This is a genomic window from Rhodopseudomonas parapalustris, from assembly GCF_053772255.1.
In genome coordinates, this window is record NZ_JAMKBZ010000030.1 from 30,119 (window position 1) to 48,341 (window position 18,223).

Sequence of the window (18,223 nt, forward strand, 5' to 3'; positions counted from 1 at the left end):
AACGGCGGCCTCATCACCGCAAAGCAGCATTCAGGCATGACCGCGCGTCCCAAGAGGCCGTCCGCCCAGGACGGTTTCTTCTGGAAGACCAAGACGTTGGAACAGCTCTCCCCAACCGAATGGGAGAGCCTGTGCGACGGCTGCGCGCGCTGCTGCCTGGAAAAGCTCGAGGACGAGGACACCGGGCGGATCTATTTCACCGAGGTCGGCTGCCGGCTGCTCGATGCGGGCGCCTGTGCCTGCCGGGATTATCCGAACCGGTCTGACCGGGTGCCGGACTGCGTCCGGCTCACCCCGAAAGAGGTTCGCGAGCTGACCTGGCTGCCGCCGAGCTGCGCCTACAAGCTCGTTGCCGAGGGGCGCGACCTGTACTGGTGGCACCCGCTGATCTCCGGCGATCCGAACACCGTGCACGAGGCTGGGGTCTCGGTGCGGGGGCGGGTCGAGCGAACCGAGACCGAGATCCCGGTCGAGGAGCTCGAAGATCACATCGTGTCGTGGCCGGCCCTGCTGCCGAAACGCGCCAAGCTGAAACAACGGCCGAGGTAGCTCCGCTGCTCTCGCCGCCGGCGGCGCCCGCCGCCACTTCCGACGAAGGACTTGCATGACCGCGCTGATCATCATCGCCGTCGCTGGCCTGTGGGCCGGCGTTCAGAACACGCTCGCCGGTGGCGGATCGTTCGTCACACTGCCGGCGCTGCTGTTTGCGGGGCTGACGCCGCTGTCGGCGAATATCACCTCCACGGTCGCGCTGTTTCCCGGGCAGCTCGCCTCGGGCTATGCCGGCCGCGGCATGGTGCGCGGGGTCGGCGAGGTCAGCTTCCGCGCGCTGGTGTTCACAAGCCTCGCTGGCGGTGCGGCCGGCGCGCTGCTGCTGCTGATCACGCCACCGACGGTGTTCGCCAAGATGATCCCGTGGCTGGTGCTGTTCGCCACCGCGATGTTCGCCTGGGGCAGCTTCGGCCGCAAGCCGACCGCGCAAGCCGGGCAGGTCGGCGCGCCGGTGCTGATCGGCATTCAGTTTCTAATCTCGGTCTATGGCGGTTACTTCGGCGGCGGCATCGGCTTTCTGATGATGGCGGCGCTGTCGATCGCCGGCATGACCGCGCGCAATGCCGGCGCCACCAAGAACGCGCTGGCGGCGGCGATGAACGCATCGGCGGTGGCGATGTTCGCGTTCTCGCCCGAGGTGAAATGGCTGGAGGCGCTGGTGCTGGCGGTGTCGTCGACGGTCGGTTACTTGCTCGGCGTCTGGGTGCTGCGCCGGGTCAACGAGACATGGCTGCGTGTCGGCGTCGTCGCCCTCGGCATTGCGCTGACGATCGGGTTGTTCCTGCGCTGAGGCTGGTCCGGGTCGGGGCGCAACCGCACCCCGACCGATATGAAGATCCTGCATCCGAAGCAGGGACTTACGCCAGTGCCGGCTGATCGCCGCTGCTGCGCTTGCGCCACGCCCACCACAGGCCAATCCCGACCAGCACCGAGGCGAGGAGGCCGATCCGGTATGGCGCGATCGCCAGCCCCGCCATCGCCACCGTGGCGAAGACGTCGAGCGCCCGCAGCCCAGTGATCCGCGCGCCGCCGAACAATAGCGCGAACGCCACCACGAACAGGATGCCGGAGATCGTCGCATCCGCAATCGCCAGGGGCCCCCCGGCGCCGAGCATGCCCGGATACATCAGGAACAGGAACGGCACGACGTAGGTCACCGCAGCGATCTTGCAGGCCTCGATGCCGACCGGCAGCCACGGCGTCTTGGCGATGCCGGCGGCGACGAACACCGCGACGCAGACCGGCGGGGTGATCACCGAGATGGTGGCGAAGTAGAACACGAACATGTGCGCCACCAGCGTGCCGGAGCCGGCCTTGATCAGCGCCGGCGCCAGCACCGCCGCGACCAGCACATAGGCCGCGGTGGTCGGGATGCCCATGCCGAGCACCAGGCAGATCAGCGCCACCAGCAGCGCCAGCACGAACATCGACTCGCCGGCGAGCGAGGCGATCAGGTTCGACAGCGAAATGCCGAGACCGGTCATGTTGACCATCGCCACCAGGATCTGCGCGCCGATCAGCAGCACGCCGATCAGCACCAGGCCGCGACCGGCGTCGGCGAGCGAGTCCAGCGTGATGGCTCCGAGCGCCTTGAGATCGGCGACGCTGCGCACCTGCACGATCGCGTAGGTGGCGATCAGGCCGACGATGCCCCAGAACGCCGACGTCTGCACCGAGCGGCCGAGGAAGACGCCGGCGAGCAGGCCGCCGAACGCAGTGATGATAGGAGCGACGCGCGCGGGCGTGAGCACGCGCCGCCACTGCGGAATTTCGTTTTCCGGCACCACCGGCAGCGCGCCGCTGACAGCGCGGACGTGGATGGTGAGGAACACGCCGAGATAGAACAGCACCGCCGGCAGCACGGCCGCCAGCATGATGCCGGCGTAGCTGGTGCCGATGATCTCGGCCATCACGAACGCGCCGGCGCCCATCACTGGCGGAGCGATCTGGCCGCCGGTGGAGGCGACAGCCTCGACCGCCGCGGCGAAGGCCGAGGGATATTTCAGCCGCTGCATCAGCGGAATGGTGAAGTTGCCGACGGTCGCAGCATTGGCGACCGCGCTGCCGTTGATGGTGCCGAACAGGCCGGAGGCGATGGTGGCGATCTTCGCCGCGCCGCCGGGCGAGCGGCCACCGAGCAGCACCGCCAGGTCCATGAAGGTCTGGCCGGCGCCGGTGAACAGCAGCACGCTGCCGAACAGCACGAAGGCGGCGATGGTGGTGGCGGCAACGCCTGTGAGCAGGCCCCAGATGCCGAGGTCGCCGAGCAGCAGCGTCTCGGTGATGAAGTCGGCATCGAACGCGCGGTGCGCCAGCGGGCCGCCAAGATGGTGGCCGTACAACGCGTACAGCAGTGCGGCGACCACGATCGCTGGGAAGATCAGGCCGACGGCGCGGCGCGCAGTCTCCAGCACCGCCAATACCAGGCCGAAGGTCAGGACGCGGTCGTACCATTCGGCGTTCGGCAGATCGACCATGATGCGGTCGTGGTTGAACGCCACATAGGCGCTGGCAGCAACTGCGACAGCGATGATGGCAGCATCGACCACGATGCAAAGCGGTCGCCAGCGCGTGCCGATGCCCAGCGGATAGAGCAGGGCGGTGATCGCCACTACCAGCGCGGTGAACACCGGGCGCTGAATCAGACTGTCGAACTGACCGAACGCCGCGGTGTAGAGCACAAACAGCGACAGCGCGACCGATAGCCAGCGCACGCCGAAGGCCCGCGCGCCGGACGGCTTGTGCACCGTCCGGCCTTCCTCGTTGAGTTCGGTTTCGGCGGTCATTTCGGCGCGATCCGCTGCGGAATCGACAGGCCCTTCTCACGCAGATACTTCGCTGCGCCCGGATGTAGCGGGATCGATCCGTAGTCCACCGTCATCTTGGCGATGTCGGCGCCCTTCAGCTCGGCGAGCGCGTTGGACTGCACGCTGCTGTCTTCCATCACCGCCTTGACGATGTTGTAGACCTCGTCCTCCGGCAAGTCGGCGCGGCCGACCACGGCGAGGCCGAAGCTCCAGGTCTTGTAGGCCGGCACGCCGTCGGCCGCGCCCGCCGGGACTTCGACGACGCCGAGGTCGGGCATCTCGGTCTCGATCTTCTTGGCCTGATCGTCGGTCAGCGACAGCACCTTGATCGGCGTGAAAGTGGCGATGTCGAGGGTCGAGCCGTCGAGCTTGTTGCCGGCTCCGCTTTTGACGTAGCCGATCGCACGGTTGTCCTTGACGGCGTCGACGATGTCGGAGGTCGAGCCGCGCACCGCATCGATATTGACGCCGAGCAGCTTGAACACGGCTTCGGTGGTCTTCTCCGTGGAGGAGCCGCGTAGCCCCGGATTGAATTTCTTGCCGGCGAGACCCGCGAGCGAGCTTACGCCGCTGTCGGCGCGCACGATCACGTTCTGCGGCGCGGCCGTGTAGACCCACAACAGGCGGACATCGACCGGCTTGCCGGCGAACGACTCCTTGCCGGCGAATGCCTGATAGCCGGTGTTCGTCGTCACCAGGCCGAGGTCGATCTGCTTGCGGTCGAGCCGGCGCAGATTGTCCACGGTGGCGCCGGTCTCGACCACGGCACTGTCGACGCCTTTGACCTTCGAATTGATCAACTGCGAAACCGCGACGAAGTAGCCGTATTGCGACGACGACGAACTGGTCGATCCGATCAGCAGCTTCTGCTGTGCGGACGCCAACGTGGTGCCGGCGCATAGCACCGCGGCGGCGACGGCGAGACGTTTGAGCATGGGTTCCTCCTGGCTGTTCGTTTGTTTTGATTTTGGTCGTCTACGTCTTGGCGAATTGAACGAGATCGTCGGGGACGGCGATCGTCAGCTCGAGCAGGCGGAAGCTGAGTGTTTTGCCGTGGGAGTCCAGGTTCAGCGCCTGGGTGACGCCGCCGTCGAGCACGCCGTCCAGCACAAAATTCATCGCGGATAGCTTCGGCAGCAGGTGGCGCGCAATCGCGGTCGGCCTGCGATGGGCGAACATCGCTTCCACCGCTGCGGCGGTGACCTCGCGCGCGAGCAGCTCGTACAGCTCCGGCGCGTAGGCGATCAGCGAGATGTTGAGGCGGTCACCCTTGTCGCCGGCGCGGGCGTGGGCGAGGGCGTGCAGCGGCAGCTCACGCATGGCCCGCCTCCATGATCTCGACCTTGGGCGCGACCGCGTCGCGCGGCACGTAGCAGGAGGTCGCGGCGATCCGCGGCCGCATCGCCAGGCGAATGCCGCCGCCGCCGGCCGGGCCGGTGCAGTACAGCGATTCGACTTCGGCCAACCCACGCTCGACCGACGCCTTGTCAGGGCCTGCGAAGGCGACGCGCAGCCGCACGTCGCGCGCGGCGCGTGGATCGGCATCACCCATCATCGACCATGCGGCGCCGCCGTCGTCGGCGAGCACGCTGAGCACGCCGATCGCGTCGCAGCGGATCTTCAAGCTGTCGGGCGAGCGGCGGCGCACCACGTCGGCGGCGAGCCGGGCCCGCGCCAGCGCGTTCGGGCCGTAATACGAAATCTCGCCTTCACCGAGATAGCCGCCGTCGTAGCAGACCGTAACCTTCAGCGTGTCGGGACGGCGATGGCCGCGGACGCCGTCGACGCGGACGCGGTCCCCGCCAAGCTCGATGATGCTGGCGTCGCTGATGTCGGCGACCACGTCCGGTGTCAGATACGCGGCCGGGTCGTGGACCTCGTATAGCAACTGCTCGGTGACGGTGCGGCGATCGACCAGACCGCCGCCTTTCGCCTTGCCGATCACGAAGCCGCCGTCGGCTTCGATCTGCGCGATCGGAAAGCCGATGTCGTCCGGCATCGGCACGTCCTTGAAGCCTGGATCGGCGAAGTAACCGCCCGAAACCTGCGCGCCGCATTCCAGCAGATGCCCGGCCATGGTGCCGCGGCCGAGCCGCAGCCAGTCGTCGAACGACCAGCCGTAAGCGTGGATCAGCGGGCCGAGCGTCAGCGACGGATCGGCGACGCGGCCGGTCACGACGATCTGCGCGCCTTCGCCGAGCGCCTGCACGATCGGTGCCGCGCCGAGATAGACGTTGGCGGAAACCAGAAGATCGTCGCGCGGCAGGTCGGGGCTCGCGGCGCGCAGGATCGCAAGGCCGTCGCGGCCAAGCATGTCGTCGCCGGTGACCACGCCGATCCGGGCCTTGGTGCCATGCGCGGCGGCGAGATCGGCGATCAACCGCGCGGCCGCCGGCGGATTGGCGGCGCCGAAATTGCCGACGATGGTGATGCCGGCGTCGAGGCAGTCCTTCAGCACCGGCTCCAGCAGAGGCTTCAGCTTCGGTTCGTAGCCGAGCAAGGCGTTCTCGCGCCGCCGCAATTGCGCCAGCGCCAGCGTGCGTTCGCCGAGTGTCTCGAAAATGATCGCGGCGCGCGTTCCCGCCGCGCGCAGGTCGCGCACCACCGCCACCGGCGCATCAATGCGGTCGCCCGAAAATCCCGCGCCGCCGCCGATCAGCATGCCCATCGCGTTTCCTCGTGTTCTTTTCGGCGACAACGATGACGTGCGGGAAAATAGGTGTCAACGATGAAGAAAGTCCGATATATAATCGATACTTATGAATATTACTTTGAGACAGCTACAGGTGTTCGTCGCCGCGAGCCGTGCGCGCTCGTTCAGCGAGGCCGCCGACAAGCTCGGGATCTCGCAGCCGAGCCTGAGCGGCACTATCGCCAAGATCGAAGCGCAGATCGGCTTCAAGTTGTTCGACCGCACCACGCGCTCTTTGCTTCTCACTCCGGACGGCCGCGATCTCGCGGCGGTGGCCGAGGATCTGGTACGCGATTTCGAATCCGCGCTCGATGGTATCGCGGTGCGCGCTGCCGGCAAGCGCGGCCGGGTGTCGTTGGCAGTGCTGCCGTCGGTCGCCGCCACTGTGCTGCCGCGCGCACTGCGCGCGTTCGCCAAGCAGTTTCCGGAGATCGACATCGCCGTTCACGACGTGCTCCAGGACCGCGCAGTGGCGATGCTACGCAACGGCGTGGTCGATTTCGCGGTGACGATTCAGGCGGGCTCTTATCCGGAGCTGGTTTACGAGGAACTGGGCGCCGATCCGTTCTTTCTGGTGTGCGAGCGCGGCCACGCGCTGGCGCGGCACAAGACCGCGCAATGGAGCGATCTTCCCGACTACCCGTTCATCGCATTGCTGCCGACCACCTCGGTGCGCCGCTTCACCGATGCTGCGATGGCGCAGGCCGGCATCGCTGTCCGGCCGCGCTACGAGGTCGAGCAGATCCTCTCGGCGGTGACACTGGTGTCGGCCGGACTTGGGGTCACTGCGCTGCCGGCGCTGACCCTGGCGATGTTCGACGAGCGCCGGTTAGCGGTGCGGCCGCTCGAGGGGCCGGCGATTCATCGCCGGATGGGCGTGCTGACGTTGAAGGAGCGCACGCCGTCAGCGCAAGCACGCTTCCTCCTTGAAGCCGTGCGCAAGGCGTTCGCGACCGCCGGCAAACGCGTATTCATCGCCGCAAAGGCCCCCGACTGACAGCGGCCAGACGCGGCCAATTGCAGAGGGCGGGTGTGAATTGGTGAAGTCGTCGGAGCTGTCAGGAGAGCGGTCGCATGCATGACATGACCGGCGTAGCCCCACTCTGCGTCGTCATCCCCGCGAAAGCGGGGATCCAGTATTCCAAAGTGGTCGCGTTCGGCTTGTTCGACCCCACGAGACGAATACAGCAGCGCTCTGGGATACTGGGTCGCCCGGACGAGCCGGGCGATGACTTTGTGCGTGTGGACGGGCCGTGGCTCTATCGAGACGGGGCTGGTTTTGCGCCAAGGCGCCAGTACACCACCGCCACGGCGACGGGCAAAGCCAGCGCAATCCAGGACATCCAGTCCCACAGTCCGTCGCCGAGCAGGGCCGTCGTCAGGCCGAGGGCGGTGATGACGCCGATCGCGAGCGGGGCGGCGAAGATTTGCGCGGTGGTGTGGGAGGCTCTGCGGGGTGTGGTCATGCCGGCCTGGCTTCAGATGTCGCCGCGGTACGGCTGCGGACGCTGCCGCCGAAGCGCTGTTTGGCGATCCAGAGATAAAGCCCCGTGATTAGCACGACGATGCAGACGAGGTCGAGCAGTGCCCAAACGATCTTCAGCGGCAGGCCGCCATAGTCGCCGAAATGAAGCGGCCGCGACATCTGCAGCAACGTCAAGTACCAAGGCATCTGCGGCACCAGCACCGGCACGGTTTGATCGACATCGACCAGCGTTGGCGTGGCAATGAGTGCCGTGAGCGCGGAATCGCCCTTCATCCACACCACCAGATGCCGCGGGCTGCCGAAATTCTCCGCGGTCGGCATCGTGATCGAGGTGAGTTTCCCGTCGGGCAGCGCGGCGCGGACCCGCGCGATGGCCTGGTCGAGCGAGGACGCCTGCGCCACCGGTTCGCCGCGGTGGGGCGCCAGCAGAGGTGGCAGCACCTGGCCGCGCCAATAGTCGTACATCGGCATCGCCAGCGTGTTGATTGCCCCGGTGATCCCGACCACGAACAGCCAGACCGTGGTGACGATGCCGAACAGATTGTGCAGGTCGAGCCATTTCAGCCGCCGCGACCGCTGACGGACGGTGCCGAAGTCGAGCCGCCGCATGAACGGCGCATAGACCACGACGCCGGAGACGATCGACGCCACCAGCAACAGGCCCATCGCGCCGAGGAACAGTTCGCCGGGCAGGTCCAGCAACAGGTTCTTGTGCAGCAGCAGGATGATGTCCATCACGCCGCGCTGCGGCTTCTCTTCGCCGAGCACCGCCTTGGTGTGGGCATCCATCACCAGGCGATAGAACTGGCCGCGCATCGGCTTCGGCGTCGGCGACATCGTGACCACGACCACGCCCGGCTGTTCGTCGCGCCAGCTGACGAACAGCACATGGCTGCCAGGGCGGGAGTCCTGAGCCGCGTGAACAATGTCGTCGACCGGCGCGGCCGGCTCCGCGTGCATCAGTTTCGGCGGGACGAAGTGCTCGTCGGTCAGTTCGCCGATCTCCTCATGGAAGATCAGCGGCAGGCCGGTGAGGCACAACAGCAGCATGAACACCATGCAGATCAGCGAGGTCCAGGTGTGGACCTTGCTCCAGATCCGAAGGGCGCGCGTCCCGGTCACCAGCGATAGCTCGCGGTCGCGGTGATCACCCGCGGGGTGATGTACTGGCAGCCGCCGGTCACCGTGCACTGCGCATGGTCGTCGTTGCCGATGTTCTTGACGTTGAGCGCCAGATTGATGCCCTTCGGCTGGCGATAATGCAGCCCGGCGTCGAACACGGTGTAGGCGTCGTTGGTCAGCGTGTTGAGGATGTCCATGTAGGACTCGCCGACATAGCGGAAGCCGGCGCCGAAGCCCCAGCCGGCGAGCGGCCCGCTCTGCAGGGTGTAGTCGACGAAGGCCGACGCCATATGGCGAGGGATCAGCACCGGCACCTTGCCGACATCACCGTTGTTGCTCTCGGTGTTCTTGACGTTCTGAAGTGTGTAAGTCGCCAGCAGGTTCAGCCCGGGCAGCGGTTTGGCCAGCATCTCCAGCTCCAGGCCGCGCGACTTCACCTGGCCGGTCTGGATGCTGTAGTTGAGGTGCAGCGGGTCGGCCGTCAGCACGTTGTCCTGAGTGAGGTCGAACACCGCTGCGGTGAACAAAAGATCCCGGTTCGGCTGGAATTTGATGCCGCCTTCGTACTGCTTGCCCTTGGTCGGCTTGAAGGCGTTGGAGCTGAAATCGATGCCGGCGGTCGGCAGGAACGATTCGGAATAGCTGACATAGGGCGCAATGCCGTTGTCGAACACGTAGGTCAGGCCGGCGCGCTTGGTAAAGGCGGTGTCGTCGTTCGGCTGCGGCACGCCGTTCAGGCGGTTGATGGTGGTCTGTTGGGCGGCATCGTAGCGGCCGCCGAGCGTCAGGATCCAGTTCTGCAGCTTGATCTGGTCCTGCAGATAGATGCCGGCTTGGTTCAGATTCTGCTTGTAGCTCTGCAGCAGCGTCGTCGGAATCGCGATCTGCTGGCCGTATACCGGGTTGATCCGGCTCAGCGACGGTGCGGTGCCGCCGAACTGGTCGCCGCTCAGTTCGAACGCCTGATAATCGGTGCCGATCAGCACGGTGTGCTGCAGCGCGCCGGTCGAGGCCTTGGCGATGACGTGGTTGTCGATGTTGAAGCTGTCGCTGGTCTCCAGCACCTTGCGCGAGACCCGCGGGAACACGGTCTGGGTATCGAGCGGCGTGCCGGCGAAGGTGATGTAGCGATATTCCAGGTCGACATGGCCGTAGCGTGCCCTCGAGCGCACGATCAGATCGTCGCTGAAGCGGTGCTCGAACTGGTAGCCGATCCGATACTGGGTCTGATCGAAGGTGTTGTACGACGGGTCGCCGAGAAACAACGGCAGCGCCTTGACGTCGACGATCTTGCCGCCGCGCACGACGCCGACCGAAACCGGAAACGCATTGCCGAACACGTCGTGCTGAAAGTCGCTGAGGATCGTCAGCGTGGTATCGTTGGTCGGCCGCCAAGTCACCGCCGGCGCGATATAGGCGCGGTCGTCCTTGACCTTGTCGGAGAATTTGGCGATCTGCGCGTCGGAATCCCGCAGCACGCCGGTCAGCCGATAGAGCAGGGACTTGTCCTTGTCGATCGGGCCGCCGACGTCGAACGCGCCCTGCAGCCGGTCGGCGCTGCCGACCAGACCGACCACCTCGCCGAACGCCTGATCGGTCGGACGCTTGCTGATCAGGTCGATCAGACCGCCGGGCGGGCTCTGGCCATACATTACCGAGCTCGGTCCCTTGACGACGTCGATGCGCTGCACGCCATAGGGCTCGTTGCGGAACACCGAGAAGTACGCCGAGCCGTTGGCGGTGTCGCGAAGGCCGTCGCGGAAATTGGAGAAGCCGTTGGTCTCGAAGCCGCGGATGCGGGCCTGATCGTAGCGCGGATCGGCGCCGCCGGTCTGCACCGCGACGCCGGCGGTGTACTGCAGCGCCTGCGCGACGGTGTCGATGCCGCGCGCGTCGAGATTGTCGCGGCTGATCACGGAAACCGATTGTGGCGTCTCGATCAGTTTGGTGTCGGTCTTGGTGCCGCTGGCGCTGACGCTCGGCACGAAGCCCGGCACCGGATCGGTGCCGCGTTCGAACACAGCGCGCTGCACGGGCTGCACCGGCTGCGGCGCTTGCGTGGCACGCTGCGCGTTGCGGCGCGAACGGCCGGCTGCGGAGCGGCTTCTGTCGCGTGCGGGTTGCGCCTGGCGCCGACTGGCCTCCGGTGCCGCGACCTCGACCGCCGGCAGCTCGGTCGCTTGCGGCTTGGAGGTTTGCGCGGCGGCCTGCGCCGACGGCCACACCAATGGTGCAATCAACGCGCTGGTCAGCAACAGTGCGTTGGCCACAGAATTGCGACCGGCATTGGCGCCAGCATTGATGAATTTCATCGCTCACCCCCAAGTCGATCCAGGGGAGTAATCGAATGCCGTTACGTGTATCAACGCTGCTACAAAGCTATTGCGCGAAGTCGGTTTGGAATTGATCAAAGCTCATTGAACCAAAGCGCCGCAGGGATCGGCACGGCGGATCATCGCGTTGATTCCATTGAACCGGCTGGCGCGTGACGACAGCGAGTCGACGAAGCGGTCCTTCTTTGAATCGCTCCAATCAAGCGCCGCAAGCCGGGGATAACGACACGCGTCCGAGCCTGTGAGGTCGTTCTGGAAGCCGCGTCTTGTACCATGCGTACGAAACTGACGTTTGCCGCGTCGTGGAATCCGGTTAGGCTAGCGGTCGCAGCTAGACTGAACGGATCTGGCATGGGGCGGATCGCGACCGGACTTGCGCTGATGGTGCTGGGGGCGCTGTGGCATTCGCCGGCGGCCGCTGACAAACGCGTTGCCGTGGTGATCGGCAATTCCGGCTACCAGCACGTCGCCCGGCTCGACAATCCAAAGCACGATGCGGCGCTGATGGCGGACACGTTGCGGGCGATCGGATTCGATCTGGTCGGCGGTCGCGCCCAGCTCGATCTCGACAAACCGGCGCTCGACATCGCGATTCAGGCGTTCGGCCGGCAGAGCGAGGGCGCCGACGTCGCTCTGTTCTATTATGCGGGCCATGGCGTGCAGGTCGGCGGCGCCAATTATCTGGTGCCGGTCGCAGCCAACCCGGTGCGGGAGGTCGACGTCGATTTCCAGATGGTCGATGTCAACGTCGTGCTGCGGCAGATGCAGGGGGCGGGGACGCGGCTGAAGATCGTGATCCTCGATGCCTGCCGCAACAACCCGTTCGGCGCGCGCGGGCTGCGCTCCGGCGGCGGCGGGTTGGCGCAGATGCGCGCACCCGACGGCACGCTGATCTCCTATGCGACCCAGCCCGGCAGCGTCGCGCTCGACGGCGCGGACGGCCACAGCCCGTACACGCGTGCGCTGTCGATGACGGTGCGGCGCTCGGGGCTCGACATCTTTCAGACCTTCAACCAGGTCGGCCTGGCGGTGATGCGGGCGAATGCCGGCGCGCAGCAGCCATGGGTGTCGTCGTCGCCGATCGACGGCACCTTCTATTTCGTCGCGCCGCAACCGTCTGGCCCTTCAGCCACGCAGGAAGCGCGGCTGAGCGAGCCACATACCGACCGTGATCGGACGCCGCTGGCTGGCGCGGTCGAGCTGCGCGAATTGCGCGAGCGACTGTACGAGCTGAATTTCGATCCCGACCAGCCCGACCCGAGCAACGGCCTGCGCCGCGCCATCACCAAGTATCAGCAGAAAGCCGAGCTGCCGCAGACCGGGGAGCCGACCGAGGGATTGCTCGAACGGTTGCGCCAGACGGTGGATTTGCGGCCATGGGGCTCGATCGTCTACGATCCCGACAAGGAGAAATGGGGCATCTCCTGGAATCATCGCAGCCGCAAGGATGCGGTGACGGATGCACGCTCCAACTGTGGTCCCGCGCCGTGCGCGGTCGAGCTCAGCTTCTATGGCTCGCGATGCGGCGCGTTTGCGGTCTCGCGCGACTCCTGGGCGCTGCTCGATCGCGAGAGCCTTCAGCTCGCCAAGGACGCGGCGCTGAGCTCCTGCGCAAAATCCGGAAAAGGATGCCGCATCATCGGCGCAGTCTGTGCCGACGGCTCAGGTCGCTGAGGCGACGAGACGTTACTGTTTCGACGCGGTCCAGGTGCCGACGCATCCGTCCGAGCGTCGGAACGTGCCGGAGCCGTGGCGGCCGGAGAAGCGGCCGGTCGAAGTCCAGCTCACCCCGCCCGACGAGCCGGAGCCGCTGGCCTGACCGCCCGCTGAGACCCGGCCCGAGGTGTATTGTCCGACGATCCGCCCGCTGCTGATCAGCACGGCTTCCGATGCCGCGCCGCACGGCCGGCCGACGCTGGCGACCAGCCAAGCGCCGTCGAAATGATCGCCGCTGCCACCACCGCTGCTGCGTCTTGTGCTGCGTCGCTCGCGGGACTCGGACCGGCCGGCGCGGGACGGGCGCGCCGGGGCGGACTCGCGGACGGCTTTGCGTGAGCCGGACATTGTCTTGTCGGTGTTGCCGATGCTGCCGCCGGCACTACCGGATTGGGCGGCGGCGAGTTGTGGCAATGCGGAGAAAGCCAGCACGGCCGACAGCAGTGCTGCGGAGACGATGGATCGGGGCGCGATAGTCGTCATCAGGCGGCTTCCCGGATTGATCGGCACGATTGAAGTCGGTCGATGGGGACCACCCGTACAGCCTGCACGCTGATCGATCGCGACGCAGGATGACGCATCCTCCCGCCGACAGCTTTGCCGGTGCGCTGGTAGCCGTCAAGTCCAGCCTGTGCACTTGCTGTCCTTCTGCCGATGACACCGGGTGTATCTGTCGATTACTTTACAGTTGGGATGGCCAATGCTAATCTCCAATCATAAGTCATATTCCGCTGCTTGATTGGTAGTAATGTTGCTGGCGCACGTTGGGGCGCCGTATCGTGATTTGAATCCACAGGTCGTCCAGCCGATTTGCGAGGGCAAGGGCATGACCGATTCACCCGTAGGGCGTGTTCCGACCGAAATCGTCGCTCCGAAACTCGAGGACGGCATCGCGCTGTGCCTCTCCGGTGGCGGCTATCGCGCGATGGTATTTCATATCGGCGTGCTGTGGCGGCTGCACGAGGCCGGCGTCCTGAAGACCGTCAAACGGATTTCCAGCGTTTCGGGCGGCTCGATCACTGCCGGCCTGCTGGCACTGAAATGGCCGGCATTGAGTTTCGCGTCGGGCAGCACCACGACCGAGTTCGTGCGCGAGGTGGTGGCGCCGCTGCGCGCCTTCGCCGGCGAGACGATCGATGCCGGCTCGATCCTGTGGGGCATTGCGCTGCCGGGCGTGTCGATTGGCGACGAGATCGCCAAGGCCTACGACAACGGACTGTTTCACGGCGCCACGCTGCAGGATCTGCCGGACGCACCGCGTTTCGTCATCAACGCCACCAATGTGCAGTCGGGCGTGCTGTGGCGGTTCGCCAAGCCCTATATGCGCGACTATCGGGTCGGCGAGGTGCGAAATCCGACGGTGACGTTGGCGCAGGCGGTAACCGCTTCGTCAGCATTTCCGCCGGTGCTGTCGCCGTTCCAGATTCGGCTCGACCCCAGCAAATTCACACCGAACTCGGGCGACGATCTGCAACGCGAGCCGTTCACCAGCCGCGTGTTTCTGACCGACGGCGGAGTGTACGACAATCTCGGCTTGGAGACCGTGTGGAAACGTTACACCACCGTCCTGGTCAGCGATGCCGGCGGCCATGTGGCTGCCGAGGAGGAGCCCGCGACCGACTGGGCGCAGCACGCCTATCGGGTGCTCAATCTGGTCGACAATCAGGTGCGCTCGCTGCGCAAGCGGCAACTGATCGATTCGTTCAAATCGCATGTGCGCCGTGGCGCCTATTGGGGCATCCGCACCGACATCACCGACTATCAGCTCGCCGATGCGCTGCCGTGTCCGCACCTCCGCACCATGCAGCTCGCCGAGATCGCCACCCGGCTGAAGCGGCTCGACGACGTCACCCAGGATCGGCTGATCAATTGGGGCTACGCGGTCTGCGATGCGGCGCTGCGCAAGCATGTCGATGCCGGGTTGCCGACGCCGAAACAGTTTCCTTATCCGCAATCGGGCGTGTGACACCGGCGCGGTCGCGCCGACTCCGCGACCGGACAGGTGCTGGTCGCCTCGTGATCGAGGAGTGAAGCAATGGCGGGGCGCGACGTGTCCTCCTGGCCGAGCGGCGACGACGGCCGGCCGAAGCAGTTCTCGCTGCCGGGCGAGATCGTCGAGACGATCCTGCTCGGTCCCGCCGACGATCGCCGGGTACTGCAGGATTCGCCGCTGCTCGGCGATGTCTGGGCCGCCTATGCGCTCGATCCCGGCGCACGCCAGGATGTGCTGATCACCCCGCACTTCAAGGCGACGGCCGCCGACGTCGCCGGCATGATCCGGCTTGGCCGGCCGATCTGGAACAGATCGCGCGACCAGATGATCGATGGGCATCTGTCGCGCCGGCTCGCGTCCGCCAAGATCGCCTATCTGCAGGGGCTGGTCGCGGCCGAGCTGTATTTCGACGAGGTGCTGTGCATCCTGGTGCCGCTGACATTGTGGTGGCGGCAGCAGCAAGGAGCCGGCCGGATCAAGCAGGTCGAGGAGCGCCGGGCCGCGCTGGTCAAGCTGCTGCAGACGCCGCCCGGCGCGACCCGCAAAGCAGGGATCAGCATCGATCGCGAGAATTACTCCTCGCTCGAGCGCTACATCGCGCTCGCCGGGCTGATCTTCTGGATCAGTAAGCGGGCGCGTCGCGTCGAAGACCATCTGCCGGCGCAGGACGCAAGCAGCACGGTGACGCTACCGGCCTTGCCCGAGCTCGACGAGGATCTGGCCTTCGCGCTGTATGCGCCGTATGCGGCCGAGATCGTCAATGAGATTTTCAGCGCCTATCCCAAGGTCGAGGAAAACCGGGACGAACTGGTCCGCAAGAGTGCCGAAATGGGCGAGCTCGACGACGAGGCGCTGGCCAGCGGCTTCATCTTCCAGGTGTCGCTGAACCGCCGTGCCGATACCGCGCTGGATCGCTCGGTCCCCGCGGTGAAGGCCGACGCGGCACAGTCGTTGTTTCGTGTGGCCTGCGACCGGATCGTCTGGGGCGTGATCGATTCTGGGATCGACGGAAGTCATCCGGCGCTTGCGGGCCGGGTGAAGAAGACCTTCGACTTCACCCGGATCCGCGAGATCGTCACCAGCGAGGTCGACGATGTCGGGCCTACCGAGGTCGATCGCATCGCGCGAACCACCGGTCTGTCGTTCGAGGCGACGCAGAAATATCTCAAACAGGTCGCGGCGGACGCAGAGAACCGGCGTCCAATCAATTGGGCCGACGTCGAGAAGCTGATCACGCTGAAAGATCCGCCGCCGCCGAGCAATCCGCACGGCACCCACGTTGCCGGGATCATTGGCGCAGACGGCAAAAGTGCCGGCGCGGCGTACGACGGCATGTGTCCGGATATCCGGTTGTACGATTTCCGGGTGCTCGGCAAGACCGCCGCCGACACCGAATTCGCGGTGATCGCGGCGCTGCAATACATCCGCTACATCAACGAGCGGCACAACTACATCACCGTGCACGGCGTCAATCTCAGCCTGTCGATTCCGCACAATGTCCGCAACTACGCCTGCGGCCGGACGCCGGTGTGCAACGAATGCGAACGGCTGGTGGAGAGCGGCGTCGTGGTGGTCGCTGCGGCTGGCAATCGTGGTTTTCAGAAATTCCAGACCGTCGACGGTCCGTTCGAGAACTACGCCGCCTTCAGCATCACCGATCCCGGCAACGGCGACGGGGTCATTACCGTCGGCTCCACCCACGGCAACTGGCCGCAGACTTACGGCATCAGCTTCTTCTCCAGCCGCGGGCCGACCGGGGACGGTCGCCTGAAGCCCGATCTGGTGGCGCCGGGCGAGCGGGTTTACTCCACCGTGCTGAACCACGGATGGGCGCCGGAGTCCGGCACCAGCATGGCGGCGCCGCATGTCAGCGGCGCGGCGGCGATGCTTCTGGCGCGCTACGAAGAACTGGTCGGCCAGCCGCGGCGGGTGAAGCAGATCCTCTGCGCCAGCGCGACGGATCTAGGACGCGAACGCAGTTTCCAGGGGCACGGCATGCTGGACGTCTTGCGTGCGTTCCAGTCGATCTGAAGGCACATGAGTGCACGGGGAGTATGGCGATGTATTTCAGTCTCGATGTGCTGCGAGCAAGGCAGGGCGACTGCCTGATGCTGCATTACGGCACCGAGGACGGGCCGCGCCTGATGCTGATCGATGGCGGCCCGGCGACGGTGTACGCCAAGTCTCTCGAACCGCGGCTGCAGAGGCTGCGCGCCGCCCGCGAACGCGTCGGACTGCTCGATACCGCCGATCCGCTGCCGGTCGACGTCGTGCTGGTCAGCCATATCGACGACGATCATATTCGCGGCATTCTCGATTTGACCCATGAGCAGCGCAGGCGGGCGGCGGGCCTGCGACTCGCCGTCACCAGTCTATGGCACAACAGCTTCGACGACCTGCTGTCGACCAAGCCCGACGAACTGACGAGCGGATTCGGCACGGCCTCGATTTTGGCCGGCACCGATGCCAATCTGTTTGCCGGCGTCGAGATCGGCGACAGCGAGGAGGAGGCTGCGGCACAAGCCGTGCTGGCCAGCGTGCCGCAAGGGCGCACGCTGCGCGACGACGCTGCCGATCTCGGCTGGAAGCCGAACCACAAATTCAAGGGCAAGCTGATCCTGACTTCGCCGGACCTCGCGCCGGTCGATCTCAGCGGCGTTGCCATCACCGTTGCCGGCCCGATGCAAAAAGAACTCCAGGCTTTGCAGGACATGCACGATCAGTGGTTGCGGCAGCGCAAGAACGACGGCACCAGACCGACCGCGTCGGCGATGCTGGCCGCCTTCGTCGACAAATCGGTGCCGAACTTGTCGAGCATCGTGCTGCTCGCCGAATGCGACGGCAAGACCATGCTGCTGACCGGCGACGCCCGCGGCGACAAGATCATCGAGGGGTTAGAGATGGCCGGTAAGCTGGCCAAAGGCCAGACGCTGCACGTCGACATTCTCAAAGTGCCGCATCACGGCAGCGACAACAACCTGGAGACCTCGTTCTTCGAGCGCATCACCGCCGATCACTACGTGTTCTCCGGCAATGGCGACTACGGCAACCCGGAGCGGGCCACCCTGCAGATGCTGCTCGATGCGCGCGGAGCCGACAACGCCTACACGATCCACCTGACTTATCCGATCGAAGAGATCGATGCGGGGCGCGAGGCAGATTGGGTCAAACAGCAAGCGAAGGAGGCGAACCGGGCCACGCCGCCGAAGGGCGGCGTGCGGGCGGATTGGTCGGCCGAGGAGCAGGGGTTGGCGGCATTCTTCGCCGACAATCCGGAACTGGCGGCCAAGGTGAAGATCGTCGCGGACGGCCAGCCGCATCTGATCGATCTGCTCGACAAGGTGATGCTCTGAGCTGGCAGAGGCTGCGCGGGGCCTCCGTAGAACTACCAATAGGGCATTCCCGGACTCGGGATTTGCCTAAATAGAATACACGCGGGAAGTGTGTCACATACTGAACATCCGCGATGCGGTTCGTCGCGGTCCCCTTCCTTGGGGCGTTTCCTCCCTAGACTTGGGCCCG

At 65.9% G+C, this 18,223-nt stretch carries 15 protein-coding genes; 7 read left to right on the top strand and 8 right to left on the bottom strand.

Features of this window, described 5'->3' with window-relative positions; genetic code table 11:
- The first annotated feature begins 36 nt into the window (after positions 1-36).
- Complete coding sequence (locus M9H71_RS20800) at positions 37-549, top strand: YcgN family cysteine cluster protein (RefSeq protein ID WP_455406817.1); 513 nt, start codon at positions 37-39, stop codon at positions 547-549.
- Positions 550-604: 55 nt separating this feature from the next.
- On the top strand, positions 605-1,342 hold the full coding sequence (locus tag M9H71_RS20805; protein WP_455406818.1) for a sulfite exporter TauE/SafE family protein: 738 nt from the start codon (positions 605-607) through the stop codon (positions 1,340-1,342).
- A gap of 67 nt (positions 1,343-1,409) precedes the next feature.
- Here M9H71_RS20805 and M9H71_RS20810 read toward each other — a convergent pair whose 3' ends face one another.
- From M9H71_RS20810 to M9H71_RS20825, 4 genes are read right to left on the bottom strand one after another with little or no spacing between them, the layout of a single operon-like run.
- Positions 1,410-3,338 (bottom strand): TRAP transporter permease, encoded by a 1,929-nt coding sequence (locus M9H71_RS20810; protein WP_455406819.1) that lies wholly within the window; start codon positions 3,336-3,338, stop codon positions 1,410-1,412.
- Positions 3,335-4,294, bottom strand: a complete 960-nt coding sequence (locus tag M9H71_RS20815) for a TAXI family TRAP transporter solute-binding subunit (RefSeq protein WP_455406820.1) — start codon at positions 4,292-4,294, stop codon at positions 3,335-3,337. The genes M9H71_RS20810 and M9H71_RS20815 overlap by 4 nt, the downstream gene beginning before the upstream one ends.
- Before the next feature lie 40 nt (positions 4,295-4,334).
- Positions 4,335-4,679 (bottom strand): AtuA-related protein, encoded by a 345-nt coding sequence (locus M9H71_RS20820; RefSeq protein ID WP_455406821.1) that lies wholly within the window; start codon positions 4,677-4,679, stop codon positions 4,335-4,337.
- Positions 4,672-6,027 carry an acyclic terpene utilization AtuA family protein gene (locus M9H71_RS20825; protein ID WP_455406822.1) on the bottom strand — a complete coding sequence of 452 codons (1,356 nt, stop codon included), beginning with the start codon at positions 6,025-6,027 and terminating at the stop codon, positions 4,672-4,674. The genes M9H71_RS20820 and M9H71_RS20825 overlap by 8 nt, the downstream gene beginning before the upstream one ends.
- A 103-nt stretch (positions 6,028-6,130) precedes the next feature.
- Between M9H71_RS20825 and M9H71_RS20830 the strand changes: the two genes are divergently transcribed.
- Entirely contained in the window at positions 6,131-7,048 is a 918-nt protein-coding gene (locus tag M9H71_RS20830) for a LysR family transcriptional regulator (protein WP_455406823.1), read from the top strand.
- A 262-nt stretch (positions 7,049-7,310) separates the two neighbouring features.
- On the opposite strand, the gene M9H71_RS20835 is transcribed toward M9H71_RS20830, so the two are convergent.
- From M9H71_RS20835 to M9H71_RS20845, 3 genes are read right to left on the bottom strand one after another with little or no spacing between them, the layout of a single operon-like run.
- The gene (locus tag M9H71_RS20835; RefSeq protein ID WP_455406824.1) at positions 7,311-7,517 is read right to left on the bottom strand and encodes a hypothetical protein; all 207 of its coding nucleotides are present in this window, start codon (positions 7,515-7,517) and stop codon (positions 7,311-7,313) included.
- The gene (locus M9H71_RS20840) at positions 7,514-8,659 is read right to left on the bottom strand and encodes a PepSY-associated TM helix domain-containing protein (protein WP_455406825.1); all 1,146 of its coding nucleotides are present in this window, start codon (positions 8,657-8,659) and stop codon (positions 7,514-7,516) included. The genes M9H71_RS20835 and M9H71_RS20840 overlap by 4 nt, the downstream gene beginning before the upstream one ends.
- Positions 8,656-10,971 carry a TonB-dependent siderophore receptor gene (locus M9H71_RS20845; protein WP_455406826.1) on the bottom strand — a complete coding sequence of 772 codons (2,316 nt, stop codon included), beginning with the start codon at positions 10,969-10,971 and terminating at the stop codon, positions 8,656-8,658. The genes M9H71_RS20840 and M9H71_RS20845 overlap by 4 nt, the downstream gene beginning before the upstream one ends.
- 372 nt (positions 10,972-11,343) lie before the next feature.
- On the opposite strand from M9H71_RS20845, the gene M9H71_RS20850 reads away from it, so the two are divergent.
- The gene (locus M9H71_RS20850) at positions 11,344-12,666 is read left to right on the top strand and encodes a caspase family protein (protein ID WP_455406827.1); all 1,323 of its coding nucleotides are present in this window, start codon (positions 11,344-11,346) and stop codon (positions 12,664-12,666) included.
- Positions 12,667-12,678: 12 nt separating this feature from the next.
- Here the strand turns inward: M9H71_RS20850 and M9H71_RS20855 are convergent, their stop codons facing one another.
- On the bottom strand, positions 12,679-13,191 hold the full coding sequence (locus M9H71_RS20855; protein WP_455406828.1) for a hypothetical protein: 513 nt from the start codon (positions 13,189-13,191) through the stop codon (positions 12,679-12,681).
- A gap of 343 nt (positions 13,192-13,534) precedes the next feature.
- On the opposite strand from M9H71_RS20855, the gene M9H71_RS20860 reads away from it, so the two are divergent.
- The 3 genes from M9H71_RS20860 to M9H71_RS20870 all read left to right on the top strand — a co-directional run bounded on the left by M9H71_RS20860 (position 13,535) and on the right by M9H71_RS20870 (position 18,054).
- Entirely contained in the window at positions 13,535-14,674 is a 1,140-nt protein-coding gene (locus tag M9H71_RS20860) for a patatin-like phospholipase family protein (RefSeq protein ID WP_455406829.1), read from the top strand.
- Positions 14,675-14,743: 69 nt separating this feature from the next.
- Positions 14,744-16,732 (top strand): S8 family peptidase, encoded by a 1,989-nt coding sequence (locus tag M9H71_RS20865; protein ID WP_455406830.1) that lies wholly within the window; start codon positions 14,744-14,746, stop codon positions 16,730-16,732.
- A 29-nt stretch (positions 16,733-16,761) separates the two neighbouring features.
- Positions 16,762-18,054, top strand: a complete 1,293-nt coding sequence (locus M9H71_RS20870; protein WP_455406831.1) for a hypothetical protein — start codon at positions 16,762-16,764, stop codon at positions 18,052-18,054.
- The last annotated feature ends 169 nt before the right edge of the window (positions 18,055-18,223 follow it).